Raw genomic sequence first — 13,687 nt, 5'->3', positions numbered from 1 at the left:
ACTTAGCGTTCTGCAGCGATGATGACAATTTCCACCAGGCAAGCCGGATTGGCCAGTTTCGCTTCCACCGTGGCGCGCGGCGGCGTGTGGCCGGAGGCGACCCAGTCGTCCCACACTTCATTCATGCCGTCGAAATCCTTCATGTCGGCGATGTAGATCTGGCACGACAGGATGCAGGTCTTGTCGCTGCCCGCTTCCATCAGCAAACGGTCGACGTGGCCCAGCACTTCGCGCGTCTGGCCGACGATGCCCTGGGTGGTGTCTTCCGCGATCTGGCCCGCCAGGTAGATGGTGTTGTTGTGTATCGCTACTTCGGAGAGGCGTTTGCCTACGTGCAATCGTGTAATTTCCATGCTTCTTCTTTCGGTTGTTTCAAAATCTGTACAGCGGTATCGCTTGATATGTGATTACTTGCCCAGCAAAAACTTGCGCGCGATGGCGATCTGGTCGTCGTGAACGAAAGTGGGCGCATGGCCCACGCCTTCGATTTCCACCAGTTCCGCCTTCGGCCCACGGCCCAGCATGATCTGCGCCGTCGCGTGCGACAGCAGATCGGATTCCGAGCCGCGCACCAGCAAGGTGGGGCAGCGCACGGCATCATACGCGGCCCACAGCATGGCTTCGTCGCTGGCCGCCGATTCCGGCGTTGCCGAGCGGAACGGCATAGCCAGTCCCATATCATAGTGGCGGCGCCAATGGCCATCCTTGTCTTGCCGCAACACATCCACCGCCAGTTTATGCCATTCCGCATCCGTGTGCGGGCCGAAGCTGGCGGACACGTCACGCACAAATTTGGCGCCCTGCTCGAAGGTTTCGAAACGCAAGTCCTGGCCGATGTAGTCGCCGATGCGCTGCAAGGCTTCCGGCGCCAGGGTCGGGCCGATATCGTTCAGGACCAGCTTGCTGATCGGGCTGTTGGGCAACGAAGCCAGGCCCAGGCCAATCAAGCCGCCCATCGAGGTGCCGAACCAGTCCACCGTCTGGCGCTCGCCGTTGGCCAGCACGCGCGCCAGCAGCGTCACCATGTCGCTCACATATTGCGGCACGCGGTAAAACTGGGGGTTGGCCAGCCAGCCCGAGCGCCCGCGCCCCACCACGTCGGGGCAGATCACGCGGTAATCGCTGGCCATGGCGCGCGCCAGGTTGTCGAAGTCGTCCGCCACGCGCGTCACGCCATGGGCGCAGACGAGCACGTTCGGATTGTCGGGTGCGCCCCACTCCTTGTACGACATGGTGTGCAGGCCTGCGGGGGAGATGCACTGGACGGATTTGATGCTCGCTTCGATCATTCGATTTCCTTATTCGATATAAAAAGAGCACCGCTTTCTGCCTGCCAAGGGATGTCCCGCGCGCGACGCTACGGCAGTGTAGCGCAGCGCGGGCAATGCTCCAAGCGCGCGGCTGAAATGCTGCGCCGCAGCATTGCACTGGCACGCTCGCCATGGCGCAATACCCGATATAGCGAAACTGCATATCTGCGGTTATCCACAATTGAGCCGGCCCGGCAATGGGCGGATGATCGCAGCATCAACCCGCAAGAGGAGACCGCTCGTGAAAAAACCATTCTATAAAATCCTGTACGTGCAGGTGCTGTTCGCCATCGTGGCTGGCGTGCTGCTGGGGGTGTTCTACCCATCGAACGCCGTCGACATGAAACCGCTGGGCGACGGCTTTATCAAACTGATCAAGATGATCATCGCCCCCGTGATCTTCTGTACCGTGGTCTCCGGCATCGCCGGCATGCAGGACGTCAAGAAGATCGGCCGCGTGGGCGGCAAGGCGCTGCTGTACTTCGAAGTGGTCTCCACCTTCGCGCTGGCCATCGGCTTGCTGGTTGCGAACATCCTGAAACCGGGCGCCGGCTTCAACGCCGATCCGGCCCACCTCGATGCCAAGTCGATCGCGCAATACACGCACGCCGAAGGCATGAGCACCGTCGACTTCCTGATGAACATCATCCCGAAGACCTTCGTCGACGCCTTCGCCAAGGGCGACATCCTGCAAGTGCTGTTGATCGCCATCCTGTTCGGCTTTTCGCTGTCCCTGCTGGGCGAGCGCGGCCGTCCCGTCACCAAGCTGATCGACGAGCTGTCGCATGCCATCTTCGGCATGGTCAACATCATCATGAAAGTCGCTCCGATCGGCGCGTTCGGCGCAATGGCCTTTACCATCGGTAAATACGGCCTGGCTTCGCTGATCCCGCTGGCTAAACTGATGGGTTCGTTCTACCTGACCTGCTTCCTGTTCGTCTTCGTCGTGCTGGGCCTGATCGCCAAGTACACGGGCTTCTCCATCGGCCGCTTCTTGCTGTACATCAAGGAAGAACTGCTGATCGTGCTGGGCACGAGCTCGTCGGAATCGGCGCTGCCGGCCCTGATGAAGAAACTCGAGCGCCTGGGCTGCTCCAAGCCAGTCGTCGGCCTGGTCGTACCGACCGGTTACTCGTTCAACCTGGACGGCACCAATATCTACATGACCATGGCCGCCCTGTTCGTGGCGCAAGCCACCAACACGGACCTGACGATCTGGCAAGAGCTCACCATCCTGGGCGTGGCGATGCTGACATCGAAAGGCGCGTCCGGCATCACGGGCGCCGGCTTCATCACCCTGGCCGCCACCCTGGCCGTGGTGCCGACGATTCCCGTGGCCGGCATGGCGCTGATCCTGGGCATCGACCGCTTCATGAGCGAATGCCGCGCGCTGACCAACTTCGTCGGTAACGGCGTGGCCACCATCGTCGTATCGAAATGGGAAAAAGAACTGGACATGGACAAGCTGCACAGCGAGCTGGCCCATCCCACCCACCCGACCGAGGACGCCTACGTTGCGCCGAGCGTCAACATCGTCAAGTAAACGGTACTCAACATTGAAAAGCCCTGCGGAGCGATCCGCGGGGCTTTTTTCATTGCGCGCGGGTTTTAACGCATCATCAACCCACAGTAAATCATCCATCAATATTTATCATGATGATCAATGAATGCAAAACCATTACAGTACTGCTTACTGTTCGCCGCCAGGCTCCCGCATAATGACATTGCGTTAATGCAAGCCTGACACCGAACCATCCACCTTTGAATGGAGTAACCCATGTCCCTCTCGCCCGCACTCTACGCCACCTGGTCCCCACGTTTGCTGGGCCTGCTTCGCATCATCCTCGGTTTCCTCTTCCTGCAGCACGGCACGGCCAAGCTGTTCGGCGCGCCGCACGTGGCCATGTTCGACGGCTTGCAACTGTTTTCCCTGATGGGCGCGGCCGGCGTCATCGAGCTGGTGGGCGGCACCCTGCTGCTGCTCGGCCTGTTCACGCGCCCCGTCGCCTTCATCCTGTCGGGCCAGATGGCGGCCGCCTATTTCATCGCGCATGCGCCGGCCGGCTTTTTGCCGATCCTGAACGGCGGCGAAATGGCCGTGATGTACTGTTTCACCTTCCTGTACTTCGCGGCAGCGGGCGCCGGCGCCTACAGCCTCGACGGCTTGCGCGGCAAGGCGGGCGCATAAAAAAAGGGCGGACATCGCTGTCCGCCCTTCTATTTCAGACTACAAACCGTTTATACGGCGGAAACGTCCAGCTCAGCGCCCGTGGCCGCCTGCACCTGTTCCTTGGTCACGCCCGGCGCCAGTTCCACCAGTTTCAAACCGTTTTCCGTCACGTCGATGACGCCCAGGTCGCTGATGATGACGTCGACCACGCCCACGCCCGTCAGCGGCAAGTCGCATTGTTTCAGCAGCTTGTGCGACGTCGTGCCATCCTTGGCCGTGGCCACGTGTTCCATCAGCACGACGACGCGCTTGACGCCGGCGACGAGATCCATCGCGCCGCCCATGCCCTTGACCATCTTGCCTGGAATCATCCAGTTCGCCAGGTCGCCCTTTTCCGACACTTGCATGGCGCCCAGGATGGCCAGGTTGATCTTGCCGCCACGAATCATACCGAACGAATCGGCCGAGCTGAAGTAGGCGGCGCCGGGCAAGGCCGTCACCGTCTGCTTGCCCGCGTTGATCAGGTCGGCATCGACCTCATCCTCGGTGGGAAACGGGCCGATGCCCAGCAAGCCGTTTTCCGACTGCAGGAATACTTCCATGTTGTCCGGCACATAGTTGGCCACCAGGGTCGGCAAGCCGATGCCCAGGTTCACATAAAAGCCATCCTGCAATTCCTTTGCCGCGCGCGCGGCCATTTCGTCACGTGTCCAAGCCATAATAATCTCCGTATTCTTTTATGCTTCAGTGCGCACGGTGCGCTGCTCGATGCGTTTTTCCGGGTTCGCGTTGACCACGATGCGGTGCACGAAGATGCTCGGCGTATGCACCTGGTCCGGGTCGATCTCGCCCACTTCGACCAGTTTTTCCACTTCGACGATGGTGATCTTGCCGGCCATGGCCACGTTCGGGTTGAAATTGCGCGCCGTCTTGCGATAGATCAGGTTGCCGGCGCGGTCGGCCATGTAGGCTTTGACGAGCGCCACGTCGGCCACGAGGCTGCGTTCCATCACGTATTGTTCGCCGTCGAATTCGCGGATTTCCTTGCCGTCGGCAACGATGGTGCCCACGCCCGTCTTGGTGAAGAAGGCGGGGATGCCGGCGCCGCCGGCGCGCAGTTTCTCGGCCAAGGTGCCTTGCGGCGTGAATTCCAGTTCCAGTTCGCCGGCCAGGTACTGGCGCGCGAACTCCTTGTTCTCACCCACGTAGGAGGCGATCATTTTCTTGATCTGGCGCGTGGTGAGCAGCTGGCCCAGGCCGAAGCCATCCACGCCGGCGTTGTTGGAAATGGCCGTCAGGCCCGTCACGCCCGAATCGCGCAAGGCGCCGATCAGGGCTTCGGGAATGCCGCACAGGCCGAAGCCGCCGACGGCGATGGTCTGGCCATCTTGGACGATACCGGCCAGCGCCGAGGCGGCGTCAGGATAAACTTTATTCATGAGTGTCCCTCTATCTTTTGTTAAGCTTTGGTCTTGAGTCCATGACTCAGGCAGCGACTCAGCATAAAATACGCGAGTGGAAAGTACAATACCGTAGAACTACCGGCGCCGTGCCTGCAATCCCCCTGTGAGAGTGATACGTATCAGATGAACGCCGCGTCAGCCATCGATTATGAAAGCATCTTCCTGCACGCGCCCGTGGGCATGTGCATGTCGGAAAACCGCATCATGCGCAGCTGCAACGAAGCGCTGGCAGCCATGTTCGGCTACGCGCGCGCCCAGCTCGACGACCAGTCCTTCGAAGTACTCTACCCCACGCACGACGAATTCCTGCGCACGGGTGACCGCATCATCCCCATCATGAATGCCAGGGGCCGCTATTCGGACGAGCGCATCATGCGCCGCAGCAATGGAGAATTGTTCTGGTGCCACGTCACGGGCCACGCCATGCTGCCGAACCAACCGCTGGGAGCGGGCATCTGGACGTTCGAGGATGTCAGCGAGAAACGCCCCGTGACGGCGGAGCTGACCCCGCGCGAGCGCGAAATCGCCGCCCTGCTGGTGGAAGGCAAGACCAGCAAGGTCATCGCCCGCCAGATCGACCTCAGCCCCCGCACGGTGGAAATGCACCGCGCCAAGCTGATGCGCAAGTTTGCCGCCTCGACGTCGTCCGAGCTGGTGCACAAGCTGGTGGGCTTGCAGCTGCAGCGCTAGAAGGTACTCATTCCACCGTCTGCGGAAATGATGGCGCCATTGATGAAATGCGAATCCTCGCCCGCCAGCAACAGCAACAGGCCATCGAGGTCTTCCGGCTTGCCCGGACGCTTGTTCGGCAGCATTTCGATCAGTTTCTTGCCCTGCTCGGTGGCGAAATAATCTTCGTTGATTTCCGTGGAAATGTAGCCGGGGCAGATGGCGTTGGTGTTGATGCCATATTTACCCCATTCCACGGCCATGGCGCGCGTCATGTGCACCATGCCCGCCTTGCTCATGCAGTACACGCCGATCTGCGGCAGCACCTGCAAACCCGCCATCGAGGCGATATTGATGATGCGGTGCTGTTTCTTCGGGTCGCCCTTGGCGCGCGCGATCATGCGTTTGGCCGTCTGCTGGGCCACGAAGAACGAACCGCGCAGGTTGGTGTCCATCACGAACGCGTAATCCTCGGGCGTGACGTCGACCAGGCGTTGCGTGGTGGAGACACCTGAATTGTTGACGAGGATATCGATGGGGCCGGCTTCCGTTTCCGCATGCGCAATGGCCGACTTGATGCTGGCAAAGTCGGTCACGTCGAGCGACACCACGTGCGCGGCGCCGCCGTCCGCTTCGATTTCGGCGCGCAATTCCTTCAGCCGTTCGGTGCGGCGCGACGCCAGCACGACCTGCGCGCCGGCCTGGGCCAGCACTTTCGCAAAGCGCGCGCCAAGGCCGCTCGATGCGCCGGTAATCAGGGCAATCTTGCCCTCGAAATTGACTTCTATGCCCACGAGCTGCTCCTGTTTTATTTTAGATAACACTTTACGCCGTGCCGATTGCACCGGGGCAAAATACCGTGCGCCGTACTTGAGCAAAGGTAAACGCCATCATTACACAAAATGGCCGGATTTAGATTGCGGCGAGGGGCAATGTCACGCAAAATGGCGCCAAAGTTGCAATCCTCGCCAAAAACAAGCACACTCGTGCTTAAATTTATTCGAAGATTCCTCACCCACCCATTTAGTGACTAACAATCGAGACCATGACACAGCCTAATAACTTAGTTGAACAGTACGGACCGCGCGAGACCATGGAGTATGATGTGGTGATCGTCGGCGGTGGCCCCGCAGGCCTGGCCGCGGCGATCCGCCTGAAGCAGCTGGCCGCTGAAAAGAGCCAGGAAGTGTCCGTCTGCGTGCTGGAAAAAGGCGGCGAGCTGGGCGCGCATATCCTGTCGGGCGCCATCATGGACCCGAAAGCGCTGACGGAACTGATTCCGAACTGGAAAGAACTGGGCGCGCCTCTGAACACGGCAGTGACGGAAGACCGCATCCTGTTCCTGACCGAAACCAAGGCATACAAGACGCCGAACTTCGCCGTGCCGGCCTGCTTTGAAAACCACGGCAACTACATCGTCTCGCTGGGCAATGTGGTGCGCTGGATGGGCCAGCAGGCGGAAAACCTGGGCGTGGAAATCTTCCCCGGCTTCCCGGCCGCGGAAATCCTCTACAACGACGACGGCTCCGTCAAAGGCGTGGCGACCGGCAACATGGGCGTCAAGCGCGACGGCGAACCCGGTCCCGACTTCCAGCTGGGCATGGAACTGCACGCCAAGTACACCCTGTTCGCCGAGGGCGCGCGCGGCCACCTGGGCAAGCAATTGATGGCCAGGTATGACTTGAACGCCGGCAAGGATCCCCAATCGTACGGCATCGGCATCAAGGAATTGTGGGAAATCGACCCCGCCCTGCACCAGCCTGGCCTGGTGATCCACTCGACGGGCTGGCCGCTGGACGCGAAAACCTACGGCGGCTCCTTCCTGTACCACCTGGAAAACAACCAGGTCATGGTCGGCTACGTGGTCGGCCTGGCCTACGAAAACCCCTACCTGTCGCCGTACGAGGAATTCCAGCGCTACAAGACGCATCCGGAAATCCGCAAATTCTTCGAAGGCGGCAAGCGCATCTCCTACGGCGCGCGGGCGATCACGGCCGGCGGCCTGCAATCGCTGCCGAAACTGGTGTTCGCCGGTGGCGCGCTGATCGGCTGCGACGCGGGCTTCCTGAACATGAGCCGCATCAAGGGCAGCCACGCGGCCATCAAGAGCGGCATGCTGGCGGCCGAAGCGGCCTTCGGCGCGCTGGGCGAATCGCGCCAGCACGACGAACTGACGAGCTACCCAGTTGCTTTCGAGCAATCCTGGCTGCACGAAGAGCTGCACGTGGCGCGCAACGTCAAGCCATGGCTGTCGAAAGGCCTGTACCTGGGCAGCCTGATGACTGGCATCGACCAGATCATCTTCCGCGGCAAGGCGCCATGGACCCTGCACCACACGCATGGCGACCACGAATGCCTGAAACCGGCGGCCCAGTCGAAAAAGATCGTGTATCCGAAACCCGATGGCAAGCTGACCTTCGACAAGATGTCGTCCGTCTTCATCTCGAACACGAACCACGCGGAAGACCAGCCCATCCACCTGACGCTGAAGAACGCCAGCGTGCCCGTCGACGTCAACCTGGCCACATATGCGGGTCCGGAAGCGCGCTACTGTCCCGCCGGCGTGTACGAATTCGTGAAGAACGACGACGGCGCCGAGCGCCTGCAGATCAATGCGCAAAACTGCGTGCACTGCAAGACCTGCGACATCAAGGATCCGACGCAGAACATCGTGTGGGTGACGCCGGAAGGCGGCGGCGGGCCGAACTATCCAAACATGTAAACGGCAGCACCCACGCATGGCGACAAGGTCGCCAGCTGGCAGAAAGACAGCGCCCTACCCCACGGTAGCGCGCTGTTTTTTATTAAAAGCATCATATTTCCCCACGCTTTGACCCGCCAGCAACACCAAGTTTGCATTGCGACAGCATTCCCGGATAAATTCCACCCGGAAAGTTTCTCAGAAGCACTTCCAGCAGTTACAATTCCCACTGCTAAATATTTCACCTTCCACCCGCCCATGAACGCAAACGCCCTTCCAGCTGTGCCCCTCGACGCCGAATTGCAACAGGCAATCACCGAACACCAGGCTGGCCGGTACGCCGAGGCGGAAGAGCTTTACCTGGCGATTTTGCAGGCGCAGCCATACCACGCCATTGCCAACCACAATATGGGTTTGCTGGCTGGACAAGTCGGGCAATACCAGGCTGGCTTGCCATATCTGCACAAGGCCTTGTCGGTCAACCCCGACGAAGGCCAGTTCTGGCTGTCGTATGCGGATGGTTTGCTCAAGGCGGGCGACCGCGAACAGGCGCTGGAGATCGTCACGGCGGCCATCGCGCGCGGTCTCGACAACGAACAATCGCAAGGCTTGCGCAGCCGCATCGAAACGGCCATCGCCAGCACCCCGACAGCGCAGGAAACGCAGCACGTCATTGATCTGTATCAAGCCGGCCACCATGCCGAACTGGAAGCGGCCAGCCACGCCCTGACGCAGCGCTATCCCGACTCGGACTTTGCCTGGAGCGTACTGGGCACTGCCTTGCAATTACAGGGCAAGGATGCCTTCGAGGCACTGCAAAAAACCGTGCAACTGGCACCCAACGATGCCGAGGCGCACGGCAATCTGGGCACCGCATGGCAGGAACGGGGCATGTACACGCAAGCCGTCGACAGCTATACGCGGGCGCTGGAACTGAATCCGGACTTTGTCGAGGCGTACGGCAACCTGGCGGCGGCGCTGCAGGCGCAAGGCAAGTTGGAACAGGCCGAGCAGGCATACCGGCAGGCCCTGGCGCTGCGCCCCGACTATGCCAAAGGACATTTTAATTTAGGCAACACATTGAAAGCGATGCAGCGCAGTGCCGAAGCCGTCGCCTGCTATCAGCGCGCACTGGCCCTGCAGCCGGGCGACGCTGAAATCTACCTGAACCTGGGCAACGCACAGCAAGACCTGCAGCAATGGCAAGCGGCCATCGTCAGCTACCGGGCCGTGCTGCAACTGGCACCCCACACCACGGCGGCGCATGCCAATCTTGCGGCGGCACTGCACGAGGCCGAAGAATACGACGCCGCAGTAGCCGCTTGCCAGTCTGGCATCAAATTACATGCAAACGACGCAAAGCTGCACAACAACCTGGGACGCGCGCTTCAGGCGCTGGGACAAACAGAGCAAGCCATGGCCGCCTACGAACAGGCGGTCGCACTCGATGGGGATTTCCCCCAGGCGCTGAGCAATCTGGGGTTGCTACTATGCAAACAAGAGAAGTACGCTGCAGCCATTGAACATTGCACGCGCGCGCATCGTCTTCAGCCAGACGATGCGCAAGCCTGCGCCCAGCTCGCCATCGCTTACGGTGCCGCCGAGGACAGGGACAATGCACTGAAGTACTTTCAGCAAGCTATCGATATGGCGCCTGACAACGCCACAACGCACAAACATCTGGGCGATTACTACAACACGATCAAGCGCTTCGAGCAAGCCGTAGCGTCTTACCGTCGAGCACTTGAATACGAATCCGACAATAGTGATACGTATAACAACCTTGGGGTCGTCTTGCAGGAATTGAAGGCGTTCGACGAAGCGACCGCAGCCTACCTGCGCGCGCTGGAATTGAAGCCGGAAAACACCTCGGCGCTATGCAACCTGGGATCGACACAGCAGGCGCAGAATCAATTGCAACAAGCCAAGCAGACTTATCTGGCCGCGCTCGCTATCGACCCCAAATTCGAGCGCGCTCAATTTGCGCTCGGCAATTGCTACGTGCTCATGAAGGAGCCCCTGCTGGCCCTGGAGTGCTATCACAAGACGCTGGCAATGAATCCGAAATACCGGGATGCCTACCTCAATATAAGCGCTACCTTCAGCAATATCGGCCGGATAGACGAAGCCATCGCAACCTGCCGCAAGGGCCTGGCCATCTGTCCGCTATGGGAAACCCTGTTCAGCAACTACCTGTTCCTGCTCTCGCATAGCGCCGACATCGACGCCGAGACGCTGTTTGCCGAGCACCAGCGCTTCAGCGACACCTTCGAGACGCATATCGAAAAAAGTCGCACGGCGCACAGCAATACCCGAGAGCCGCTGCGTACGCTAAAAGTTGGCCTTGTATCTGGCGACCTGCTCAACCATCCGATCCCGCATTTCATTATCCCGATACTGGAAAATATCGTCGATGGCGCCAGCCTGTCGTTGTATGCCTATCACAACAATCAGGAGAACGACGACGTCACGCAGCGCCTGCGTGAACTCATTCCTCACTGGCGCCAGGTGGAGCGCATGTCCGATTTGGAACTGGCGCAACATATCCGCGACGACGGCATCGATATTCTGATCGACCTGTCCGGCCACTCGGGCAAGAATCGCCTGCTGATGTTTGCCGCCAAGCCGGCGCCTGTCCAGGCAAGCTGGATAGGCTACCCACTCACCACGGGCCTGAAGGCGATAGATTACTACCTGAGCGATCCATTCTTTTCGCCGCCCGGCAAATTCGACAGCCAGTTCACCGAGAAACTGCTGTTGCTGCCAGCCTGCGCTCCTTTCCTGCCATCGCACTATGCACCCGGCATTCAAGCTGCACCCGCATTGACGAATGGATATATCACGTTTGGCAGCTTCAATCGCCTCAATAAAATCAACCGCCAGGTAGTCGCGCGCTGGTCCAGGCTGCTGCGCGCGCTGCCCGATTCGAAGATGTTGCTGGCCGCGATGCCCAAGTCGGAAGCGCCCGCGCAGCTCAAGGAGTGGTTCGAAGAGGAAGGCATCGCGCTGGAGCGCCTCACCTTTGAAGGGCGCACCGGCATGAGCCAATTCATGGCCATGCACCACCGCGTCGACCTGTGCCTCGACACCTTCCCGTATGGCGGCGGCACGACCACCTTCCATGCGCTGTGGATGGGCGTGCCGACGCTCACTGTGGCCGGACCGACGTTGCCCAGCTGTGCCGGTACGTCCATCCTGCGCCAGGTCGAGCTGGAAGAGTTCATCGCCAGCGACGACGAGGATTTCGTGCGCAAGGGTATGGCCATTGCGGCCAATCCATTGCTGCTGGGAGCGTATCGCTTCAGTGCGCGGCACCGTCTGGAACGCTCGACCATGGGCAAGCCGCAACTGATCGCGGAAGGCTTCGAAAACGCCCTGCGCATCGCCTGGCAGCGCTGGTGCGAAGGCTTGCCTCCTGTCTCGTTCGAAGCCCCCGTGGCCGTGCCCAACCCGCCGATCGGATTATGATGAGCACTCAAAAAAACAAGCCGGTGTATGTCACCCAGCCCCTGCTGCCGCCGCTGGAAGACTTCCTGCCTTATCTGGAAACGATCTGGGACAACAAGATCCTGACCAATGGCGGCCCGTTCCACCAGCAGCTCGAGCAGGCGCTGTGCGACTACCTGGGCGTCAAGCACATCTGCCTGTTCGCCAACGGCACGCTGGCGCTGATGACGGCCTTGCAGGCGCTGCGCATCAACGGCGAAGTCATCACGACGCCGTATTCGTTTGTCGCCACCGCCCACTCTTTGCTGTGGAACAACATCAAGCCCGTGTTTGCCGACATCGAGCCGCACAGCCTGAACCTCGACCCGAGCAAGATAGAGGCGGCCATCACGCCGCAGACCACCGCCATCATGCCCGTGCATTGCTACGGCCGCCCATGCGATATCGAAGCCATCGAGAAAATTGCCGACAACTACAACCTGAAGGTGATCTACGATGCGGCGCATGCGTTCGGCGTGCGCCACCGCGGTGGCAGCGTGCTCAATCACGGCGACCTTTCCGTGATCAGCTTTCACGCCACCAAGATTTTCAACACCTTCGAAGGCGGCGCCATCGTCTGCCCGGACGCCAAGACCAAGCAGCGCATCGACCATCTGAAAAACTTCGGCTTCGTCGATGAAGTCACCGTCGTGGCCGCGGGCATCAATGGCAAGATGAGCGAGATCAATGCCGCCTTCGGCTTGCTGCAGCTCAAGGGCATCGACGGCGCGCGCCAAAAGCGCAAGGCCATCGATGCGCATTACCGCCAGCAGCTGGCCGGCATCGACGGCATCACCTGCCTGCAGCAGAGCGAAGGCGAGGCAGCCAACCACGCGTATTTCCCGATCCTGGTGGGCCCCGGCTACCCGCTGTCGCGCGACGCCCTGTTCCAGCTGCTGCGCGACCAAGAAATCTACGCGCGCCGTTACTTTTACCCTTTGATCAGCGACTTCCCCATGTACCGCGGCATTCCGTCGGCCGGGCACGCCAATCTGCCCGTGGCGCGGCTGGCGTCGTCGCAGGTGATCTGCCTGCCCATCTATCCGGACCTGGAGATGGCCAGCGTGGATGCCATTATCGCCATGATCGCCGCCCCCGCACGGCAACACGAATTGATACGGAACATAGCCTGATGCACATTTCTACCGAAACCAATTTTTCCGGCGTGGCGGAGAACCATCCTTGGTCGGCCCAATTCACGGTACTGGGCTACGACGATGGGGCCATCAGCACCCTGCCCCATCAATTTTTCCGCGACTGGCTGGACCAGGAACCGACAAGCGGGCACTTCTACATCGGACGCGGCTCCGGCTTTGGCGTTGGCTCTCTGGTGAAATACGACAGCGGGCAGCAAAGCCTGTGCGTGGGGCGGTATGTGGCCGGCGGCTCGCGCCTGCGCTTCCTGCTCAATGGCCAGCACGAGATGCGCACCATCTCCACGTACATGCTGTCGATCCTCGGCGGCGGATTGAAGAATGCGCCGCCGCCCCAGTATGCCGACACGGTGATCAGGAACGATGTGTGGATCGGCGACGAAGTGATGGTGCTGGGCGGCAGCGTGATCGAGAACGGCTGCGTCATCGGCGCGCGCTCGCTGCTGCCGCCCAATTTCCGCTCGGAACCGTATGGCATTTATGCCGGCTCGCCCGCGCGCCTGATCCGCCACCGCTTCACGGAAAAAGTCCGTGCCGCATTGTTGGAACTGGCGTGGTGGGAAATGCCGCTGCCCTGGGTTCGCGACAACAATGCCATGTTCCTGGAAGACATGTGCACGGACGAGGCAAAAGCCCTGCTGATCGTCGACATCCTTAAAAACAGCCGTCGGGAATGGGAGCGGGAGCACGGTACGGTATCCGCCTGAGGATCGCCAACTCCCCCTCTCCCCTGA

General features: G+C 60.5%; 12 protein-coding genes. 7 read left to right on the top strand and 5 right to left on the bottom strand.

Annotation, left to right across the window (positions count from 1 at the left end):
• Positions 1-2: 2 nt before the first annotated feature.
• Both IGS61_RS24070 and IGS61_RS24065 read right to left on the bottom strand, forming a co-directional pair.
• The gene (locus tag IGS61_RS24070) at positions 3-353 is read right to left on the bottom strand and encodes a RidA family protein (protein WP_070221557.1); all 351 of its coding nucleotides are present in this window, start codon (positions 351-353) and stop codon (positions 3-5) included.
• Between the two features lie 54 nt (positions 354-407).
• Positions 408-1,289, bottom strand: a complete 882-nt coding sequence (locus IGS61_RS24065) for an alpha/beta fold hydrolase (protein ID WP_230541922.1) — start codon at positions 1,287-1,289, stop codon at positions 408-410.
• A 226-nt stretch (positions 1,290-1,515) separates the two neighbouring features.
• Between IGS61_RS24065 and IGS61_RS24060 the strand changes: the two genes are divergently transcribed.
• Both IGS61_RS24060 and IGS61_RS24055 read left to right on the top strand, forming a co-directional pair.
• Positions 1,516-2,853 (top strand): dicarboxylate/amino acid:cation symporter, encoded by a 1,338-nt coding sequence (locus IGS61_RS24060; protein ID WP_230541921.1) that lies wholly within the window; start codon positions 1,516-1,518, stop codon positions 2,851-2,853.
• Positions 2,854-3,087: 234 nt separating this feature from the next.
• Complete coding sequence (locus tag IGS61_RS24055) at positions 3,088-3,498, top strand: DoxX family protein (RefSeq protein WP_230541920.1); 411 nt, start codon at positions 3,088-3,090, stop codon at positions 3,496-3,498.
• 50 nt (positions 3,499-3,548) lie between these two features.
• On the opposite strand, the gene IGS61_RS24050 is transcribed toward IGS61_RS24055, so the two are convergent.
• Entirely contained in the window at positions 3,549-4,199 is a 651-nt protein-coding gene (locus IGS61_RS24050) for a CoA transferase subunit B (protein ID WP_230541919.1), read from the bottom strand.
• An 18-nt stretch (positions 4,200-4,217) separates the two neighbouring features.
• Positions 4,218-4,919 carry a CoA transferase subunit A gene (locus IGS61_RS24045; RefSeq protein ID WP_230541918.1) on the bottom strand — a complete coding sequence of 234 codons (702 nt, stop codon included), beginning with the start codon at positions 4,917-4,919 and terminating at the stop codon, positions 4,218-4,220.
• Between the two features lie 147 nt (positions 4,920-5,066).
• Here IGS61_RS24045 and IGS61_RS24040 point away from each other — a divergent pair, with 147 nt between their 5' ends.
• Entirely contained in the window at positions 5,067-5,633 is a 567-nt protein-coding gene (locus IGS61_RS24040) for a LuxR C-terminal-related transcriptional regulator (protein ID WP_070221561.1), read from the top strand.
• Here the strand turns inward: IGS61_RS24040 and IGS61_RS24035 are convergent.
• On the bottom strand, positions 5,630-6,406 hold the full coding sequence (locus IGS61_RS24035; RefSeq protein WP_010397505.1) for an SDR family oxidoreductase: 777 nt from the start codon (positions 6,404-6,406) through the stop codon (positions 5,630-5,632). The genes IGS61_RS24040 and IGS61_RS24035 overlap by 4 nt on opposite strands.
• Positions 6,407-6,657: 251 nt before the next feature.
• On the opposite strand from IGS61_RS24035, the gene IGS61_RS24030 reads away from it, so the two are divergent.
• From IGS61_RS24030 to IGS61_RS24015, 4 genes are all read left to right on the top strand, one after another.
• Positions 6,658-8,334, top strand: a complete 1,677-nt coding sequence (locus tag IGS61_RS24030; protein WP_230541917.1) for an electron transfer flavoprotein-ubiquinone oxidoreductase — start codon at positions 6,658-6,660, stop codon at positions 8,332-8,334.
• A 237-nt stretch (positions 8,335-8,571) separates the two neighbouring features.
• Positions 8,572-11,781 (top strand): tetratricopeptide repeat protein, encoded by a 3,210-nt coding sequence (locus tag IGS61_RS24025; protein ID WP_230541916.1) that lies wholly within the window; start codon positions 8,572-8,574, stop codon positions 11,779-11,781.
• The gene (locus IGS61_RS24020) at positions 11,778-12,932 is read left to right on the top strand and encodes a DegT/DnrJ/EryC1/StrS family aminotransferase (RefSeq protein WP_329958089.1); all 1,155 of its coding nucleotides are present in this window, start codon (positions 11,778-11,780) and stop codon (positions 12,930-12,932) included. Before IGS61_RS24025 ends, IGS61_RS24020 begins: the two co-directional genes overlap by 4 nt.
• Complete coding sequence (locus IGS61_RS24015) at positions 12,932-13,660, top strand: acetyltransferase (protein ID WP_230541914.1); 729 nt, start codon at positions 12,932-12,934, stop codon at positions 13,658-13,660. The genes IGS61_RS24020 and IGS61_RS24015 overlap by 1 nt, the downstream gene beginning before the upstream one ends.
• Positions 13,661-13,687: the final 27 nt, after the last annotated feature.

The sequence above is a fragment of the Janthinobacterium sp. FW305-129 genome (assembly GCF_020858115.1).
Taxonomy (GTDB): Bacteria; Pseudomonadota; Gammaproteobacteria; order Burkholderiales; family Burkholderiaceae_D; genus Janthinobacterium.
Note: the sequence above shows the minus strand (reverse complement) of the source record. Positions and strands in the feature narration are given on the sequence as shown.